The sequence below is a fragment of the Prevotella dentasini JCM 15908 genome (genome assembly GCF_000614065.1).
Lineage (GTDB): Bacteria > Bacteroidota > Bacteroidia > Bacteroidales > Bacteroidaceae > Prevotella > Prevotella dentasini.
The window spans coordinates 63613-80906 of record NZ_BAKG01000003.1; the positions used below are offsets into that span (position 1 = coordinate 63613).

The window sequence follows — 17294 nt, forward strand, 5'->3', positions numbered from 1 at the left end:
AGGGATAGGATTTTGTTATAGGGTTAATGATGATTTAACAGCTTCATAGTTCTCTTGGAAAGAAAGGGAACAGCCTGCAATACGGCAAGTAGCGGTATCCGTTTCCCCCTCTCCGGTTCGGAGAGGGGAAGCGGATTTTATTTACTTGCGCAGGAACTCCACCGACTTGGCGATGTGCGGAGCATGAACTGGTCGTTCTCGACGAACGGCACTACCTTGCGGTAGGCATCGAAGATGGCTTCGATGGCCGGAGAAGACTTCAAAGGGCGACGGAACTCGAGTGCCTGTGCTGCATTGAAGAGTTCAATGGCGAGCACGCGCTCGGTGTTCAGCACTACCTGATAGAGCTTCGTGGCTGCGTTGGCACCCATGCTGACGTGGTCTTCCTGTCCCTGCGAGGAAGGAATACTGTCGGCAGAAGCCGGCGTACAATACATCTTGCTCTGGCTTACGATGGAGGCTGCGGTGTACTGCGGAATCATGAAGCCGCTGTTTACGCCCGGTTTGGCAACCAAGAAGCTTGGGAGGTCGCGTGTGCCGGAAACGAGCTTGTAGATGCGGCGTTCGGAGATGTTGCTGAGTTCGCAAAGTGCGATGGCAAGGAAGTCCATCGGCTGTGCGATAGGCTCACCGTGGAAGTTGCCGGCAGAGATGACGAGGTCTTCGTCGGGGCAGACGGTCGGATTGTCGGTAGCTGCGTTCACTTCGATGTCAATGACTGACTTCACGTAGCGGATAGTGTCCTTCGATGCACCGTGAACCTGCGGCATGCAACGGAAGGAGTATGGATCCTGCACGTTGACCTTTGGCTGCTTGATAAGCTCGCTGCCTTCGAGCAGTTCGCGGATGCGTGCAGCGGTCTCTATCTGTCCCTGATGCGGACGGACGGCGTGTACGGCGTGTGTGAACGGTTCGATGCGGCCGTCGTAAGCCTCGAGCGACATGGTTCCAATCTTGTCTGCCCAGTCGCTCAGACGCTGTGCCTGAAGCAGGCACCAAACGGCAAATGCGTTCATGTTCTGCGTGCCGTTGAGCAGTGCCAGACCCTCTTTGGACACGAGCTGGATGGGCTTCCAGTTCATCTTCTTCAGCATTTCTTCGCCGGAGATTACCTCGCCGTTCAGTTCCACGCTGCCGATTCCCAGCAGCGGAAGGCAGAGGTGAGCCAATGGCACGAGGTCGCCCGATGCCCCGAGCGAGCCTTGCATGTATACAACGGGATAGATGTCGTTGTTGAAGAAGTCTATCAGACGCTCTACCGTTACGAGCTGACAGCCGGAGAAGCCGTAGCTCAGGGACTGAATCTTCAGCAGAAGCATTATCTTCACGATGTCATTAGGCACGCGTTCGCCCACACCGCAGGCGTGCGACATCATCAGGTTCTTCTGAAGGTCGGAGAGCTGCTGCTTGTCGATGGAGATTTTGCAGAGCGAACCGAAGCCGGTAGTTACGCCGTAGATTGGTTTGTCTGATGTCTCTATCTTCTTGTCCAAGTATTCGCGGCAACGGACAATGCGCTGGCGTGCGTCGTCAGAGAGTTCAAGTTTGATACCTTTTTCTATTATCTCCCCGATGCGTTCGATGGAGAGATGTTCTGCACTTATTTGATGTGTCATTGTTGTTGATTTGTTATATTATTATTAAGGATGGGGAAACAGCCGAAAGCCGTTATGCCCGGGCGGTGCAAACGCTTTCTTGGGAGCGGCCGAAGGACTTCCTTGGAAATCTCTTTAGGACTTTCTTAGGAATCGCTTTAGGGCTTCCTTGGGAACCATTTGAGGGCTTCCCCGGGACGTTTCCGCTGCTTCCCTATCCTCTTGTTTTCATTGATTAAAATGCTTTGTTGATGATGTCGTCTTCCACGAGGTTGGGAAGCGTTACGGTCAGGCCCGGAGTGCGCTCCATCTCACGCTTGATAGCGTCCATTGAACCCTTGTTGCGTGCCCAGCTGCGGCGCGAGATGCCGTTGTTCACGTCCCAGAGGAGCATCTGGCGGATGTGGCGTTCTGAATCCTCGCCACCGTCGATGACCATGCCGAAGCCTCCGTTCATCACTTCGCCCCAACCGACGCCGCCGCCATTGTGGATGGAAACCCACGTTGCACCGCGGAAAGAGTCGCCGATGACGTTCTGGACGGCCATGTCGGCACAGAATTGTGAGCCGTCGTAGATGTTGGAAGTCTCGCGGAACGGAGAGTCGGTGCCGGAAACGTCGTGGTGGTCGCGGCCGAGAACGACAGGACGGCTGATTTCGCCACGCTTGATGGCCTCGTTGAAAGCCAAGGCTATCTTTGTACGGCCTTCAGAGTCGGCGTAGAGAATACGGGCCTGCGAGCCGACTACGAGCTTGTTCTTGCCTGCTTCCTTAATCCAGTGGATGTTGTCGTCGAGCTGGCCGATGATGTCGGGCGTTGCGGTCTTTCGGATTTCTTCGAGCACTTCTGTGGCGATGCGGTCGGTAGCCTCCAAGTCCTTCGGGTCGCCTGACGAGCATACCCAGCGGAATGGGCCGAAGCCATAGTCGAAGAACATCGGGCCCATGATGTCCTGCACGTAGGAAGGATAGCGGAACTTGCCGTTCTCGCCCATGATGTCGGCACCTGCGCGGCTCGACTCCAAGAGGAAGGCGTTGCCGTAGTCGAAGAAATACATACCGTTGGCAGTCAGTCTGTTGATGGCTGCTACCTGACGGCGCAGCGACTCCTGCACCTTCTCCTTGAACTTCTCCGGCTCTTCTGCCATCATGCGCTTGCTCTCCTCCAACGAGACACCGACGGGATAGTAGCCTCCTGCCCATGGGTTGTGGAGCGAGGTCTGGTCGGAGCCGAGGTCTACGTGTACGTTCTCTTCTGCGAGACGCTCCCAGAGGTCTACCACGTTGCCGACGTATGCCATGGAAACTACGCGCTTCTCTTCGACGGCCTTGCGGATGGCAGGTATCAGCTCGTCAAGGCTTTCGTGGAGTTCGTCCACCCAGCCCTGCTCATAACGCTTGCGTGCTGCGAGCGGATTGATTTCAGCCGTTACGCTCACCACGCCTGCGATGTTGCCGGCCTTTGGCTGTGCGCCCGACATACCGCCGAGACCGGCAGTTACGAAGAGCTTCATGTTATCGCCGCCTACCTTGCGTGCGGCGTTCAGCACGGTGATGGTAGTTCCGTGAACGATACCCTGCGGGCCGATATACATATACGAACCGGCAGTCATCTGGCCGTACTGGCTCACGCCCAGTGCATTGAAACGCTCCCAGTCGTCCGGCTTTGAGTAGTTGGGGATGACCATGCCGTTTGTTACAACCACGCGCGGTGCGTTCTTATGCGAGGGGAAAAGTCCGAGCGGATGGCCGGAGTACATCACGAGGGTCTGCTCGTCGGTCATTTCGCTCAGGTATTTCATCACGAGGCGATACTGTGCCCAGTTCTGGAACACGGCACCATTGCCGCCGTATGTGATAAGCTCGTGCGGATGCTGTGCCACAGCCTTGTCGAGGTTGTTCTGTATCATCATCATGATGGCGGCAGCCTGCTGCGACTTGTGCGGATATTCGTCAATGGGACGGGCGTACATTTCGTATGTAGGACGGAAGCGATACATGTAGATGCGTCCGTAGGTTTCCAGTTCGTTGGCAAATTCGGGTGCGAGCGTTGCGTGGAATTTCTTTGGGAAATAGCGCAGTGCGTTGCGCAGCGCGAGCTTCTTCTCCTCTGCTGTCAGGATGTCCTTGCGCTTCGGGGCGTGGTTGATTTCCTTGTCGTAAGCCTGCAATTCAGGCAGCGTGTCGGGAATGCCGGCACGTATGTCAGCTATAAACTGTTCTTTAGTCATTGTAGTAGGTTTTTTGAAATTACAATTTTGCTTCTACGGTCTTCATGATTTCCGCCTCTGCCTCGTTGGCTTTCTTGATGAGCTCGTTAGCCTCGGCAACGAGCTTGTCGGCAGTTTCGCGGTCTTTCAGGCCGGAAGCGTTGATTTTGACGTTCAGGCCTGCGCCCAGTACGGCGGCACGGGCAGCGAGTACGCCTACGCCTGCGTCGGAAACGCTGTTCGGGTTGCCTTCCTCTGCCATCGCCTTGCAAAGTTCGAACACCTTGAACGATGCCTGCATGGTGTGCAAAGGAACTTGGGTCGCAAACAAAGTAGCAGCCTGAATGGCGGCAGAGCGGGCAGCCTTTTCCTCGTCTGTTCCCTTCGGCAGTCCGAATGCTTCCATGATACGGTTGAAGGCCTCGGTGTCTTCGTCTACGAGCATCATCAGCTCTGCCTGTATGGCCTGGCCCTTCTCGGCCCAGTTGCTGAACTCTTCCCAACGGTCGTCCCAGCCGGCCTTGTGACTCGAGAGGTTGGCTACCATTGTGCCGAGAGCCGCACCGAGTGCGCCCATGTAGGCAGAGATGGTACCGCCGCCCGGGGCAGGAGACTCGCGCGATGTCTCGTCGGCAAATCCCTTCACCGTAAGGTCTACGAGCTTGGCACTCTTCTGTGCGTCTTCCAGCAGATACTCGATGACCTTCTCGCGTGGGTTGAACGGTTTCAGGTCGTCGAGGCCCATCGACTTGATGGCGATTTTCAGTATGTCGTCCTCCGGAATACCCGTAGAGCGGTTCTGTTTCTTCAGGAAGTATTTTCCTGCCTCAATCAGCGTGCGCTTCGGAATCAGTCCGACGATTTCCGTACCCGTAACCCGTACGCCGCGGTTCTGTGCGCAGCGGCACACCTCGTCGAAGGCCACGTGGAGCGGCGTAACGTTGATGTCGGTGATATTCATCGAAACCTGTGCTATTTCATACTCGTCGATATACCATCCGATGGCCTTTGTCGATTTCAGCGTACCCGGAATCATGATGGTCTTTCCGTTGGCATCCTTCATCGGCTTTCCTACTGGTGAGCCACCTTCGCGCTGCGGACGGCCTTTTTCTCTCACGTCGAAGGCTATCGCGTTGGCACGACGCGTGGAGGTGGTGTTGAGGTTGAAGTTAGTAGCAATCAAGAAGTCGCGCGCGCCTACGGCCGTGCAGCCTGTGCGTGCCACGCCCTCGTCCCATGCGCGTGCACCGAAGTCGGGAGCTTCTTTCTCTACGGTCATTCTCTCGGGCAGCCCCTCGTATTCGCCCTTGCGGCAGATTGCCAGATTCTTTCTCTCGGGCGTTCTTGCGGCAGCCTCATAGCAGTAGCATGGTACTTTCAGTTCGGTAGCGATACGTTCTGCCAGCTGACGGGCCAGTTTTGCACACTCTTCGAGCGTGATGCCTGCGACGGGAATGAGGGGGCAGACGTCTGTCGCTCCCATACGGGGGTGTGCGCCGTGGTGCTGGCGCATGTCGATGAGCTGTGCAGCCTTCTTCACACACTGGAAAGCGGCCTCTACGACCACTTGCGGTTCGCCCACGAAGGTTACAACGGTGCGGTTGGTGGCTTCTCCCGGGTCTACGTCGAGTAACTTGACACCCTTTACGCGCTCTACTTCATCGGTAATCTGCTTGATTACTTCCTTGTTGCGTCCTTCACTGAAATTAGGAACGCACTCAATGATTTGTTTTTCTTGTACCATATAATTATATAGATATTAAACTTTAGGCGTTTAGCTTTTCGGGTGTAAATGTAGTAATAAGTAGCCGGAATACAAAATATTTATCCTTAAACTATACAAAATAATTGATTTAAGGGCGGATTTTAGTTCTAATAGAGGGATGAGCGGCTGTCGGCAGGGTGTGTTCTCCCCGATGTCAGCCTGTTGCGCGGGCATGCCGTGGACGGCTCTTCCCGTCTGCATGGCGACTGCCGTTGCCGTCCGGAACTTTGGCAAGATGCTCTCCTTCTTCCGCCCTGCCAGAACGGGCATGGAGGAATCGTTTCATGAAAGTGCCGTTTTGGCGGTGTCAAAACGGCACTTTGACCATGCGAAAACGGCACTTTCACCTTACGGTTCTGGCAGGCTGTTTTCGCACAGAGGCTTCTGCCGCCCATCTGCCTAAAAAATATAAATATATTTGGGTTTTCGTTTCCTTTGTGCTATCTTTGCAGTTCTAAAGGCAGTTGTCTGGCTTTGTCGCTGACATTCTTGAAGTGTGAGAGGAAAGTCCGGGCAGCATAAGGCATCCTGCTTCCGAAAACAGAAGCTATTGGTAACAGTAGATGTAGGCAGAAGAGAATAACCGCTGCCCTTGGGCAGTAAGGGTGAGAAGGTGGTGTAAGAGACTACCAGCAGGCTGGCGACGGTCTGGCTGTGCCGTTCAGGAGCTGCAAGTTCATGTATACCGTCGTTTGAGGATTGCCTGTCCGAGCCAAGTGCACGACGGAGGGTAGAACGCTGAAGCCACAGGGCGACTTGTGGATTGGATAAATGACAAGCACCTCGCTTGCGGAAACGCACGGGAGGGACAGAACCCGGCTTATAGGACAACTGCTTTTACCCATACTCCCTGCTCTGCCTGCCGACCGACCGGGTGGGGGAGAAGGTGAGAGGGGCTTCATGGAGGAATATTATGAACGATTTGGAAGAAAGATATACGACCGTTCTGGACGATTTCCAGCATCGTATAGAGAATAAAATCAAGCATCATAAGGACGAGGCCGGCTTTCCGCAGATGCCTCACGGACTGGACGAGCAGGAACTGTCTGACTATCTGTTCGACTATCAGGCGGCATTGGACAGCGAGGGGACGGAGCGGTCGCAGTATACGGTGGCAGGGATATTGCTCTGCCTTCCTATTCTCGTCATGTCGGCTTTCCCGGAGAAGAGCCTTCCTTTCCGGGGATATCTGAATGTCGTGGCTGCCATAGCCGTCGGGTTCGTCCTCTTCGGCATCTATAAGGTGCTGATGAAGGCTTTGGTGCGGAAGCGCATAGCACGTGCCAACCGCGACTATCCGAAGGCGAAAGAGTATGTGGATGCCGTCCGGCAATTTTAATGACGATTAAACATCAGGTTTATGGAACTTCCCGATTTTCTGTCCTACAAGGACAAGTTTTCTCAAGAGGGTTTCGTTGAGAAGATTCAGCGAGTGGCAAAGCGGGCCGGTGCCAAACTGGTCTATGCAGCACTGCTGTTATACTATACGTTGGAAAGCGACAAGGTGTCTGTAAAGGACAAGGCTATCATACTGGGAGCACTCGGCTATCTGATTTCTCCGCTTGACGTTGTTCCCGATGCCATCCCTATTGCCGGGTTGGGCGACGACCTTGCAGTGCTCATCTATGTGCTTCATAAGTTTTGGGGACAGGTGAGCGAAGAAGTAAAGGCGAAGGCCCGTGCGCGGTTGCTGCGGTGGTTCGACGAGGAGGAAGTCGGTGCTGTGGACAGCTTGTTCTCCGACAATCCTACGGAGGGGCCTGTCTGACGTTTCCGTCCCTTTATGGGGGAGTCAGGATAAACCGGCATTTCGTGTCCCGGGGCATGGTATGGGCTGTCCGATAATTTATTAGTAGGCTCTATGTTGATACAGTATGGTTTCGTAGCTGTCTTCGTCTTGTCGGCCGTAGCTATGCGGTCTGGCTCGTCGTGAAGGCTGTCAGGGCTGCCAATGACCCTTGTCATGGATGCAGCGGATGTGCCGTACGCGAGCAATTTCAGCGGCAGCAAAAGAAGAGAATAGGGAGAAAAGCAGTCTGTCCCGATAAAAAGTAAAGGAAAGATTTGGAGGGATAGATTCTTTTTATTACCTTTGCAACCGCTTAAGTGAAATCATTGCGGTGGTTGATACAGCGAGCAAATGGTGCCTGGGCCGGGAGGTTAGGTAACGGTCTGCAAAACCGTGTAGGGCGGTTCGATTCCGCCAGGCACCTCTAAGTGGCTTGAAGAATTATCTTCAAGCCTTTTTCGTTATATCCGGTTATAGCTTGGCGATGCAGGGGCATTGGTTTCTGTCTGATCATCAGCTGTTCTTTGGCTTCTGTTAATAACGTATGGGCAGCTGATGTTCGCGTCGTGGGGAGCTAACGGCGTTTCCTTGCCTTATTCTTTCCTGTTGCAGGCTTCTCCTTGGGCAGCATGTCGGCATTGAGATGCGAAAGGATTATTTGTCTGCTGCCTTTGATGATGTTCAGTTTGTAGACTCCTCCCTGTCGGTCTTTCCTGACATATTGGTAGGCTGAGTTGTTGGTTTCCCAGCAAGAGTCTCTCATGGCTATACTGTCAAGCAGGGTGTAGAAGTGTTTTTCGGGAACGGTGTCTAACAGGAGGGTTGCAAGGTAGTTGCCGCTTGCAGGGGTCTCCTCGTCCATGGACAGGCTGACCGAATCGGGCGTAATGGACTCTTCCGACTTAATTTTGTATTTTGGAAACCTGATGCCGGTAATGGTTTTCAGGTCTATCGGGAGTAGCGTGTCGCCCTGTAGTGGGGCAAACTCGCTGGCAGCCACGGTATCTCCGATAGGTCCTACTTCTGTTCTGCCAGCACGGCAGGAGGTGAGGGCAGCGATAATTATCATGGCTGTGGCAAAGAGGGGGAGGAGTTGGTGAGTGTTTGTTGCTTTCATGTTGCGTTGGGTGTGAGAAGTTGAGTTCTTGTCTTTGCTTGGTAAATGGGATAATTGTTGTTGCCCTTTTGGTTTTCAGATACTTTTTAAGTAAACCGTCGGACAGAGATGGGTATTCTTCTTGGCGGTCAGATTCATGTAGGATGGTCTTCCAAGCGTTTTAGCCTTTTGGTGGCAGTCGGGTGTTCGGGGCATAGTTCCAGTGCCTTCTTGTAGTTGTTGATGGCTGCCTCCGTCATTCCTTCGTGCTCACATTCCTTTCCCATCAGTACGTATTCGGCCGACAGCTTTTTCAGATAGTCTTGCTGTCGGACTTGTTCGGCACGAAGTGCCTTGTTCTCTTCTTTCAGTTGGTTGATGATATTGAGTTTCTGACGGAAGTAGCGTTTGGCAGCAGGTTTCTCAATGTCGTACCTGCTGTGAATGGCAAGGAAGAAGTTGTCTATGAACGCATCGAAGTCGCCACGCTTGAAGGCCTGTGCTGCATCGAAATATTCCTTGTCGGCCTTGCTCTGCCTCAATGCCAGGTGGATGGCCTTGTTGTCGTTGTAGTGCCGGGCGAAGCTGACTACCTCTGCCTTGATGAATATCTCGCTTCTGCGGACGGGTTCTGCCAGTGTGATGCCGGGAAGCGAGGTGCACCGGGAAAGGGCAACGTATGCCTGTCCTCCTGCGAAGACGCCTCCAGAGAAGTCTATCCGTACCTTCTTGAATGTGAGTCCCTGACTTTTGTGTACGGTAATGGCCCATGCCAGCTTGACGGGAAACTGGGTGTAGGTGCCTATCAGCTCCTCTTCTATCTTTTGTTCCTTTTCGTTGAATCGGTAGCGTAGGTTCTCCCACATCTCGCGTTGCACCTGCAGGTCTTTCCCATCGTCGGTATGGATGTAGAGCAGTCCTGCCTCCTCGTCAATACCGATGATGATTCCCAGTGTTCCGTTGACCCATTGTTTTTCCGAGTCGTTCTTGATGAACATGACGTGTGCCCCTGTTTTCAGTGTCAGTTCTATCGGGGTGGGGAGACTGCTTTCAGGGAATTCTCCCTTGATTTCGCCTTCGAACATGATAGGTTCTTCCGGTAGTTTGTCAAGCTCCTGATTGTTTATCCAGTCCACCGTATCACGTTTGGTGGAAAGCGTTATGGTCAGGTCTTCTTCTACCGGATTCTCCTTGGGCTGTACGCGCTGGTTGATAAGGCGCAGGTCAGCTTCCGATGCCTGATTGGTTCGGATGTGGTCGAGGATGGAAATAAAGACGGGGTCGGTCTGGCGATAAACTTTCTGTAGTTCGATACTGATGAGCGGATAGTTGCCGAATATCTTAGCATCAAAGAAATAGTTGCTTGTATAGTAAGGTTGTAGCAGCCGGCGGTCTTCTTCCCTGACTACGGGCTCGAGCTGATAGATGTCTCCTACAAACAGCATCTGCTTGCCGCCGAAAGGTTCGCGCATATTTCGGTTGTAGATGCGGAGCACCTTGTCTATGAAGTCTATGATGTCTGCCCGCACCATGCTGATTTCGTCAATGATGAAAAGTTCTACCTCGCGAAGCAGCTTGCATTTGTCTCCGTTGTACTTTAGTGTTTTTCTGATGTTCCTTGCCGAGTATCGGATATCGTTGGGTAGCAGTGGATGAAAGGGCAGTTTGAAGAAGCTGTGCAGTGTGCTGCCACCGGCATTGATGGCAGCAATGCCCGTCGGGGCAAGCACAACGCACTTCTTGCGGGTGGTTGTGGCTATGTGGCGGAGGAAGGTGGATTTTCCGGTTCCTGCTTTTCCTGTGAGGAAAAGGGAATTATGCGTAAACTGAATAATCTGGAGTGCTTGTTGCAACTCCGGATTATTCAGGTCTATTTCTGTTGTTTGTTGTAGTTCTGACGCCGTTCTCGTCATTCCTATTCGCTTTCGATGGGTTCTATGTGTGGCCTGCGCGAGGATCTGGATGCCGGTTGTCCTTCCTGCGTATTGTTGTTTTCTGTAGCAGGCTGGGCCGTGTTGTTATTTTCATTCTCGGCATCCTGTTCGTCTGTGTTTTCGTCCCCATCCTCATTGTCGTGCTGTCTGTGCCGGTCGTTCTCCTCATCTCTGTAATAGGCATTGATGCTGTCGGGCAACGGTTTGTATGTTGTCTGCGACTGACAGTTGTATAGTGTGGGGTCGATGTCTTCGTTAGGTTCCGTCGGCCATTTGGCATGATATTTCTGGAAAGCTTTGTCGCGCATCACGTCGTAGATGAAATTGCCGCAGATAGGGAGGGCCGTCTTGGAGCCTTGTCCCAGTGCGCCTGTGCGGAAATGGATACAGCGATATTCACCTCCGACCCATGAGCCGACTACCAAGTTGGGACTCACTGCCATAAACCAAGCATCTGAATGGTTGTTGGTGGTGCCGGTCTTGCCTCCCCAGTCGGTATCGGCTGTAATATACTGGCGGAGCGACTGGCTTGTTCCGTTACTTTCGGTAAGTCCGGCCTTGAGCATCTGCTGCATAAGGAAGGCCGTCTTGTAGGGCAGAACCTTGTTGTTGTCTCTCGGACCTACGTAGACCTCATTGCCATTCCGGTCTACGATACTTGAGACGACAACAGGCTCGTGATGCTCGCCGTCGTTGGCAACGGTGCAATAGGAGTTGACCATTTCCAAGAGGTTGACGTCGCTGGAGCCAAGAGCCAGTGAAGGCTCGTCTTCCAAGGGGCTTTTGATGCCCATGTCCTGTGCTGTCCGGATGATGTTCTTGATGCCCATCTCCTGTCCCAGACGAACAGCGACCGAGTTGATGCTTCGGGCAAAGGCCACTTTCAGGGGAAGGGAGTCATTGGAGAATCTTCCGTTGGCATTGTTGGGAGTCCATGTTTTCATTAGCCCAGTCTTCTTGTCGAGCACCTGCATGCTGATATATTCGTCGCGTCGCTTGTCGCAGGGGGTCAGACCTTGGTTCATTGCTTCGGAGTAGACAAAGAGCTTGAAGGTAGAACCGGGCTGACGCTCAGCGGTAACCTTGTCGTATTTCCATGTGTTGAAGTCTATGTCGCCTACCCATGCACGCACGGCTCCTGTCTGCGGCTCCATGGCGACCATTGAGCAGTGCATGAACTTCACCATGTATCGGATAGAGTCCATGGACGACATTTCCTTTTCTATATAGCCTTTCTCGTAGTCGAAGAGCTTCACCTTGTGCGGTTTGTTCAGGTAATAAAGTACGCTGTCTTGCTGATTGGGGTATTTCTGTACCAGTTTCTTGTAGAATGGCTGATGCTCGGCTATACCTTCTATGAATCCGGGAACAAGGTTACCTTTCGCATCACGCCACGGATCTTGGCCACGCCAGTGGTTATCGAAGTCGCGCTGAATCTTCCGCATTTGCTTGGTTACTGCTTTCTCTGCGTATTTTTGCAAGCGCGTGTCTATGGTTGTGTATATTTTAAGACCGCTGCTGTATAGATCGTAGCCATTGTCCTTGGCCCATTCCTTAAGGTAGTCGGCTATATAGCTGCGGAAATATTGTGCCTGTCCGTCGTAAGTTTCTTCTACATGGACGTCTAACCTGATGGGCAGCTGTGCCAGTCTTTCATACTGGTCTTTGGTTAGCTTATGGTGAGTAACCATGTTGTACAATACCGTGTTGCGACGGGAAATGGAATTCTTCGGGTTGCTGATAGGATTGTAGAATGTTGTAGCTTTCAGCATGCCCACAAGAGTGGCTGCCTGCTCCGTCGTCATCTTGGAGGGAGTCGTATTGAAGTAGGTTTTGGCGGCTGTTTTTATGCCGTATGCATTGTTGCCAAAGTCTACGGTGTTGGCGTACATTGTGATAATTTCCTTCTTGGAATATACCATTTCCAGCTTGATGGCAATAATCCACTCCTTGCTCTTCATAACGAGCATGCGCAGTCCGGGCACATGGCCGAGCAGACCTGTGGAGTATTGTGTGCGGACGCGGAACATATTCTTTGCCAACTGTTGGGTAATCGTCGACGCACCGCGGGCATCACGATGGGTAACGGCATCTTTTATGGCACCTGCAATGCCCATGAAGTCGACCCCATGGTGGCTGTAAAAACGTTCGTCCTCGGTACTTACGAGAGCGTGCCAAAAGTCAGACGTTACTTCGTTGTATTTTACAGGTGTTCTGTTTTCCTTGAAGAATTTCCCAATAAGAACAGAATCGGCACTGTAAATCTCTGAAGCTGCGTATGTGGGAGGAGTCTTTATTTCAATGAATCCGGGTGATTTGCCAAACAGCCATAGGAAATTGATGTCTACCATGCCGAGGTAGAGAAAGATGGCTACAAAGAATGAGACTATTCCGAGAGCAGTCTTGGTATACCATGTACGGCCTTTATAGAGTTTTGCATACCAAGGAAAAAAGTTGATAAACCCTCGAACAATCTTTTTGGCAAAGTTGATGAATCCTTTTATCATTTTATGTTATCGAATTGTCTGAATATATTCCTACTTAGAGAGATGGATATACAAAAATAGCGAAATAGTTGATTACAAGCTGTTCAATGCTATATAATTTAAGATTTCTTCAATGTTGTCGGGATGAAACCAGTGTACGTCAGAATCGCGCTTGAACCATGTCAGCTGCTTTCGGGCGTAGCGGCGAGTGTTGCTCTGTATCTGGAAAATCGCTTCATCCAAAGTGAGAAGTCCGTCCAAATAGTTAAATAGCTCCTTGTAGCCGACGGTGTTCAGAGAATTTAGCTCTCTGTATGGATAGACTTGCCTCGCTTCTTCTATCATTCCCTTATCAATCATTTGTAGTACACGCTGATTGATGCGGTCGTATAGTTCTTGGCGTGCCCTGTTTAGGCCAATCTTGATGATTCTGAATGGCCTTTCTTTCTTGCGGTTAGACCTGAAGGACGAATAGGTCTTCCCTGTTTGCAGGCATACTTCCAAGGCATGTACAATTCTTCTTGGATTGTTTGGGTCGACTATTTTCCCGTGCTCAGTCTAATTCCCGGAGTTGTGCAAGCAGTGCAGGGAGTCCTTCTGTCTCTAGACGTTTCTTGAGACTGTCCCGGAGTGGCTGGGATATGGTTGGAATGTCGTCAATGCCATTGCAAACGGCATCAATATACATCATAGAACCTCCGGAAAGGAGTGATAGCTGGGAAGGCTGCCTGTCTATAAGCTGCAAAACATCGTGTTCAAAAAGGCTTGCCGAATAATAATCTGTAAGGTGAAGGCTGCCGACAAAGTAATGTTCAGCTCGCTGAAGCTCCTCTTTCGTGGGGGCAGCCGTACCGATTGGAATCTCGGAAAATATCTGACGGGAGTCGGCATTGAGGACTGGGATGTGGAAATGCTCTGCCAGTCGGAGTGTCAACTCCGTTTTGCCTACTCCCGTCGGACCGGTAATGACGATTAGAGTCTTGTCTTTCAAACTCGTAACTTATTTTATAATACCGCGTTGCGAGGCTTCTACAAAGTCTATGATGTTCTGTATTTCTTTGGTGATTTGAAGCTCGCTCTTGATTTTCTGAATATTCTCGGAGCGTGTACCCTGTCCATAGAGTATGCGGTAGGCATTGTGTATGAGTTCTATCAGCTCGCTGGAGAAGTTGTGGCGGCGCAGGCCGATGATGTTGATTCCCATATATCGCGTAGGCTCCTTGCCTGCTATAATATAAGGTGGAATATCCATCGAAAACCGACTGCCGCCCTGTACCATGACATATCCGCCTATATGGCAGAACTGATGGCAGAGCACGGAGGCAGAAACAATGGCATTGTCGTCTACAACAACCTCACCGGCAAACTTCGTGGAGTTTCCGATAATCAGATGAGAACCAAGTACACAGTCGTGGGCAACGTGCATGTTCTCCATCAGCAGATTGTCGCTGCCAACCTTGGTAGTTCCTTTCGATGCCGTGCCACGGGAGATGGTAACATTCTCACGGATGGAATTGTTGTCTCCCAACTCGCAAATAGTGTCCTCGCCTCTGAACTTCAAGTCCTGCGGCTTGGTAGAAATGCTTGCTCCCGGGAATATCTCGTTACCATTGCCTATGCGTGCTCCATAGTTGATTGTAACGCTATTCTGGAAGATGTTGTTATCACCGATGACAGTATTCTTGTCAATATAGCAGAACGGGCCTATGATGTTGTTGTCGCCTAACTTTGCTTCCGGGTGTATAAAAGCCAGCGGACTTATCTGATTCATTTTGTCTGATTTACTTGTTCTTTACAATTTGTGCGGTAAATGACGCTTCGGCTACAACGTGGTCGCCTACGAACATATAGCCCTTCATAGAACTGATGCCGTGACGGACGGGGCCGAGTAGTTCGACGCGGAAGAGGAGTGTGTCTCCGGGAACTACTTTCTGTCGGAATTTGACGTTGTCTATTTTCAGGAAATAGGTCGACCAACGTTCCGGCTCTTCCAGTTGGGAGAGTACGAGCAGACCGCCGCACTGTGCCATGGCCTCTACCTGAAGTACTCCGGGCATTACCGGCTCCTGTGGGAAGTGTCCTTGGAAGAACGGTTCGTTGTTGGTTACGTTTTTCACACCGATAATACTGGTGGCACCCATAGCTATGACTTTGTCTACCAACTGCATCGGATAACGGTGGGGCAGCAGCTCGCGGATGCGGATGTTGTCCATCAGCGGTTCCTCGTTCGGGTCGTATATAGGAGCCTGTACCTCGTGTTTGCGGATTTCCTTACGCATCAGTCGGGCAAACTTGTTGTTTACCGTATGTCCCGGCCGTGTGGCACGATGCGTCCCTTAATGGGTTTTCCTATCAGTGCCATGTCGCCGATGATGTCCAGCAGCTTATGGCGGGTACATTCGTTGTCCCACATCAGCGGCTTGTGCTGGATGTAGCCGATGCTCGCTGCGTCCATGCGCGGCACCTTAAGCAGGTCTGCCAGTTGGTCGAGTGTGTCTTGCGCAACCTGTCGCTCATAGATAACGATGGCATTGTCCAAGTCTCCTCCCTTTATGAGATTGGCCTCAATCAGGGGCATAATGTCGCGTACAAAAACGAAGGTACGGGCAGGAGAAATTTCTTCTGCAAACTTGTTGATGTCGTCAAGTGTAGCAAACTGGCTGCTGATGAACTTGGAATCAAACGAGCACATTGCCGTGATGGAAAACTGCTCGTCGGGGAGAATGGTAATGACCGAGCCGCGTCCGTCCTTTATTTCTATCTTCTTGCGAATGATATAATAGTCTTTTGGTGCGTTCTGGTCAACGATTCCGATTTCGTTTATCTTCTCTACATACATGGCGGCCGAGCCGTCAAGGATGGGGAATTCCGGGCCGTTGATTTGGATAAGGCAGTTGTCTATTCCCATGGCATAGAGGGCTGCCATGCCGTGCTCTACAGTGCTGACGCGCGCTTCGCCCTTAGCGAGTACGGTACCCCGTTGTGTGTCTACGACATTCTCGGCTACAGCATCAATGACAGGCTGTCCTTCAAGGTCGATACGCTGAATTTTATATCCATGATTCTCTGGAGCCGGATTGAACGTTACGGTGAGGTTCAGTCCCGTATGGAGTCCTTTCCCGAAGAGGGAGAAACTTCCTTTGAGCGTTTTCTGCTTTGTTGTTTCCATTGTCTGTTATGTGAGGGTCAGGGTAGATGAGGAACTGATGCTTTCTGCCTTGGGGTGTCGTTCCACCATACATCGGGTAGGGGTGCCGGGCATCATCCTGTTTGCTTATCCGTGTCCGATAAAACGGACTTTCTTCTTTTCTCTTTATATCCCTGAAAATTAAACCGTCTGTTATTGATTCTTCTTCAGTTCGTCTACTTGTTTCTGCAAGTCGTTTATCTGCTTGTACAGGTCGGGAAGACGCTGGAAGATAGCTTGCGACTTGAAATAGGGACGTGGCTCCATGGGCGGTGTGCCGATGAGCGACTGATTGGTCTTCAGGCTGCCCGGTACGCCTGATTGCGCACCGAGGAAAACCTTGTCGCCGATGGTGATATGGCCTGCGATGCCCACTTGTCCGCCGAACATGCACCATTGTCCTACCTTGGTAGAACCTGCAATGCCTACTTGGGCGGACATGACGGTGTTCTCGCCGATATCCGTATTGTGTGCTATCTGAACAAGATTATCGAGTTTTACGCCCTTGCGCAGGTAGGTACTGCCCATGGTAGAACGGTCTATACAGGTGTTTGCTCCTATTTCCACATCGTCCTCAATAGTAACAATGCCTATTTGGGGAATCTTATCGTAGGCGTTGGAGGTGGGGTTGGGGGCAAATCCGAACCCGTCAGAGCCAATCACGCTGCCCGAGTGTACGATGACGCTGTTGCCGATGCGGCACTCGTGATAGATGCTCACGTTGGGATAGATGATACAGTTCTTGCCAATCTGAGTGCCGTCCATGATGGTGGCATGGGGGTAGACCTGACATCCGTCGCCCAGCTCTACGTTGTCGCCAATGTAAGCAAACGCGCCTATATATACATTTTCGCCAATCTTTGCCTTCGGGGAGATGAAGGCCAGTGGGTCTATCCCCTGCTTCTTCGGTTTCATTCCCTCATAGAGTTGCAGCAGCTTTGCAACGCAGTCTCTCGCATTTTTCACGCGGATTAGCGTCGCGCCGACGGGCCGGTCAATCTGAATGTCCTCGTCGACAAGCACGACAGAGCATTGTGTCTCGTAAAGGTAATGTGTATATTTGGGATTGGCCAGAAACGAAATGGCCCCGGGTTTGCCTTCCTCTATCTTGGCAAACGTGCTGATGGTAGCATCTTCGTTGCCTTCGACACGGCCTTGTATGAATTGCGCTATTTGCTTTGCAGTAAATTCCATTCCTTATATATATGGTCTTTAATTGTGCAAAGATAACAA

The 17294-nt window shown here is 51.6% G+C and carries 10 protein-coding genes, 1 tRNA gene, 1 other RNA gene and 3 pseudogenes; 4 read left to right on the forward strand and 11 right to left on the reverse strand.

Translation table 11 applies throughout. The features are described from left to right. Positions 1-141 precede the first annotated feature (141 nt). The 4 genes and pseudogenes from hutH to JCM15908_RS15335 all read right to left on the reverse strand — a co-directional run bounded on the left by hutH (position 142) and on the right by JCM15908_RS15335 (position 5855). Positions 142-1616, reverse strand: a pseudogene (gene hutH / locus JCM15908_RS11710) (histidine ammonia-lyase). A gap of 214 nt (positions 1617-1830) precedes the next feature. Continuing rightward, a complete protein-coding gene (hutU, locus tag JCM15908_RS02130) occupies positions 1831-3825 on the reverse strand; it encodes a urocanate hydratase (RefSeq protein WP_025002086.1) in 1995 nt (664 codons plus the stop codon). A 19-nt stretch (positions 3826-3844) separates the two neighbouring features. Next, positions 3845-5548, reverse strand: coding sequence for a glutamate formimidoyltransferase (gene ftcD, locus JCM15908_RS02135; RefSeq protein WP_025002087.1), 1704 nt, complete (start codon positions 5546-5548; stop codon positions 3845-3847). 175 nt (positions 5549-5723) lie between these two features. Beyond that, positions 5724-5855 carry a hypothetical protein gene (locus tag JCM15908_RS15335; RefSeq protein ID WP_262498834.1) on the reverse strand — a complete coding sequence of 44 codons (132 nt, stop codon included), beginning with the start codon at positions 5853-5855 and terminating at the stop codon, positions 5724-5726. Positions 5856-6029: 174 nt separating this feature from the next. Here JCM15908_RS15335 and rnpB point away from each other — a divergent pair. From rnpB to JCM15908_RS14520, 4 genes are all read left to right on the forward strand, one after another. Beyond that, positions 6030-6408, forward strand: an RNA gene (gene rnpB, locus JCM15908_RS14015) — RNase P RNA component class A. 74 nt (positions 6409-6482) lie between these two features. Further along, positions 6483-6908, forward strand: a complete 426-nt coding sequence (locus JCM15908_RS02145) for a hypothetical protein (protein ID WP_025002089.1) — start codon at positions 6483-6485, stop codon at positions 6906-6908. A gap of 21 nt (positions 6909-6929) precedes the next feature. Further along, positions 6930-7337, forward strand: a complete 408-nt coding sequence (locus JCM15908_RS02150) for a YkvA family protein (protein WP_025002090.1) — start codon at positions 6930-6932, stop codon at positions 7335-7337. A 374-nt stretch (positions 7338-7711) separates the two neighbouring features. After that, positions 7712-7782, forward strand: a tRNA-Cys gene (locus tag JCM15908_RS14520). 150 nt (positions 7783-7932) lie between these two features. Here JCM15908_RS14520 and JCM15908_RS11715 read toward each other — a convergent pair. From JCM15908_RS11715 to lpxD, 7 genes and pseudogenes are all read right to left on the reverse strand, one after another. Next, positions 7933-8475 (reverse strand): hypothetical protein, encoded by a 543-nt coding sequence (locus JCM15908_RS11715; RefSeq protein ID WP_025002091.1) that lies wholly within the window; start codon positions 8473-8475, stop codon positions 7933-7935. 134 nt (positions 8476-8609) lie between these two features. Then, on the reverse strand, positions 8610-10367 hold the full coding sequence (locus tag JCM15908_RS02160; protein WP_025002092.1) for an AAA family ATPase: 1758 nt from the start codon (positions 10365-10367) through the stop codon (positions 8610-8612). 2 nt (positions 10368-10369) lie between these two features. Next, positions 10370-12895 carry a transglycosylase domain-containing protein gene (locus tag JCM15908_RS02165; protein ID WP_025002093.1) on the reverse strand — a complete coding sequence of 842 codons (2526 nt, stop codon included), beginning with the start codon at positions 12893-12895 and terminating at the stop codon, positions 10370-10372. Between the two features lie 72 nt (positions 12896-12967). Continuing rightward, positions 12968-13865 (reverse strand): annotated as a pseudogene (gene miaA / locus JCM15908_RS11720) (tRNA (adenosine(37)-N6)-dimethylallyltransferase MiaA). A 9-nt stretch (positions 13866-13874) separates the two neighbouring features. Next, a complete protein-coding gene (lpxA, locus tag JCM15908_RS02175; RefSeq protein WP_025002094.1) occupies positions 13875-14645 on the reverse strand; it encodes an acyl-ACP--UDP-N-acetylglucosamine O-acyltransferase in 771 nt (256 codons plus the stop codon). Between the two features lie 10 nt (positions 14646-14655). Further along, positions 14656-16043: pseudogene (locus JCM15908_RS11725) on the reverse strand (bifunctional UDP-3-O-[3-hydroxymyristoyl] N-acetylglucosamine deacetylase/3-hydroxyacyl-ACP dehydratase). A 171-nt stretch (positions 16044-16214) separates the two neighbouring features. After that, complete coding sequence (gene lpxD, locus JCM15908_RS02185) at positions 16215-17255, reverse strand: UDP-3-O-(3-hydroxymyristoyl)glucosamine N-acyltransferase (RefSeq protein ID WP_025002095.1); 1041 nt, start codon at positions 17253-17255, stop codon at positions 16215-16217. Between the last annotated feature and the right edge of the window lie 39 nt (positions 17256-17294).

Coding starts and splice junctions, on each gene's coding strand:
- ftcD (WP_025002087.1), bottom strand. CDS start 5,548: ATGGTACAAGAAAAACAAATCATTGAGTGCGTTCCTAATTTCAGTGAA.
- JCM15908_RS02150 (WP_025002090.1), top strand. CDS start 6,930: ATGGAACTTCCCGATTTTCTGTCCTACAAGGACAAGTTTTCTCAAGAG.
- JCM15908_RS02145 (WP_025002089.1), top strand. CDS start 6,483: ATGAACGATTTGGAAGAAAGATATACGACCGTTCTGGACGATTTCCAG.
- lpxA (WP_025002094.1), bottom strand. CDS start 14,645: ATGAATCAGATAAGTCCGCTGGCTTTTATACACCCGGAAGCAAAGTTA.
- hutU (WP_025002086.1), bottom strand. CDS start 3,825: ATGACTAAAGAACAGTTTATAGCTGACATACGTGCCGGCATTCCCGAC.
- lpxD (WP_025002095.1), bottom strand. CDS start 17,255: ATGGAATTTACTGCAAAGCAAATAGCGCAATTCATACAAGGCCGTGTC.
- JCM15908_RS15335 (WP_262498834.1), bottom strand. CDS start 5,855: ATGAAACGATTCCTCCATGCCCGTTCTGGCAGGGCGGAAGAAGGAGAG.
- JCM15908_RS11715 (WP_025002091.1), bottom strand. CDS start 8,475: ATGAAAGCAACAAACACTCACCAACTCCTCCCCCTCTTTGCCACAGCC.
- JCM15908_RS02165 (WP_025002093.1), bottom strand. CDS start 12,895: ATGATAAAAGGATTCATCAACTTTGCCAAAAAGATTGTTCGAGGGTTT.
- JCM15908_RS02160 (WP_025002092.1), bottom strand. CDS start 10,367: ATGACGAGAACGGCGTCAGAACTACAACAAACAACAGAAATAGACCTG.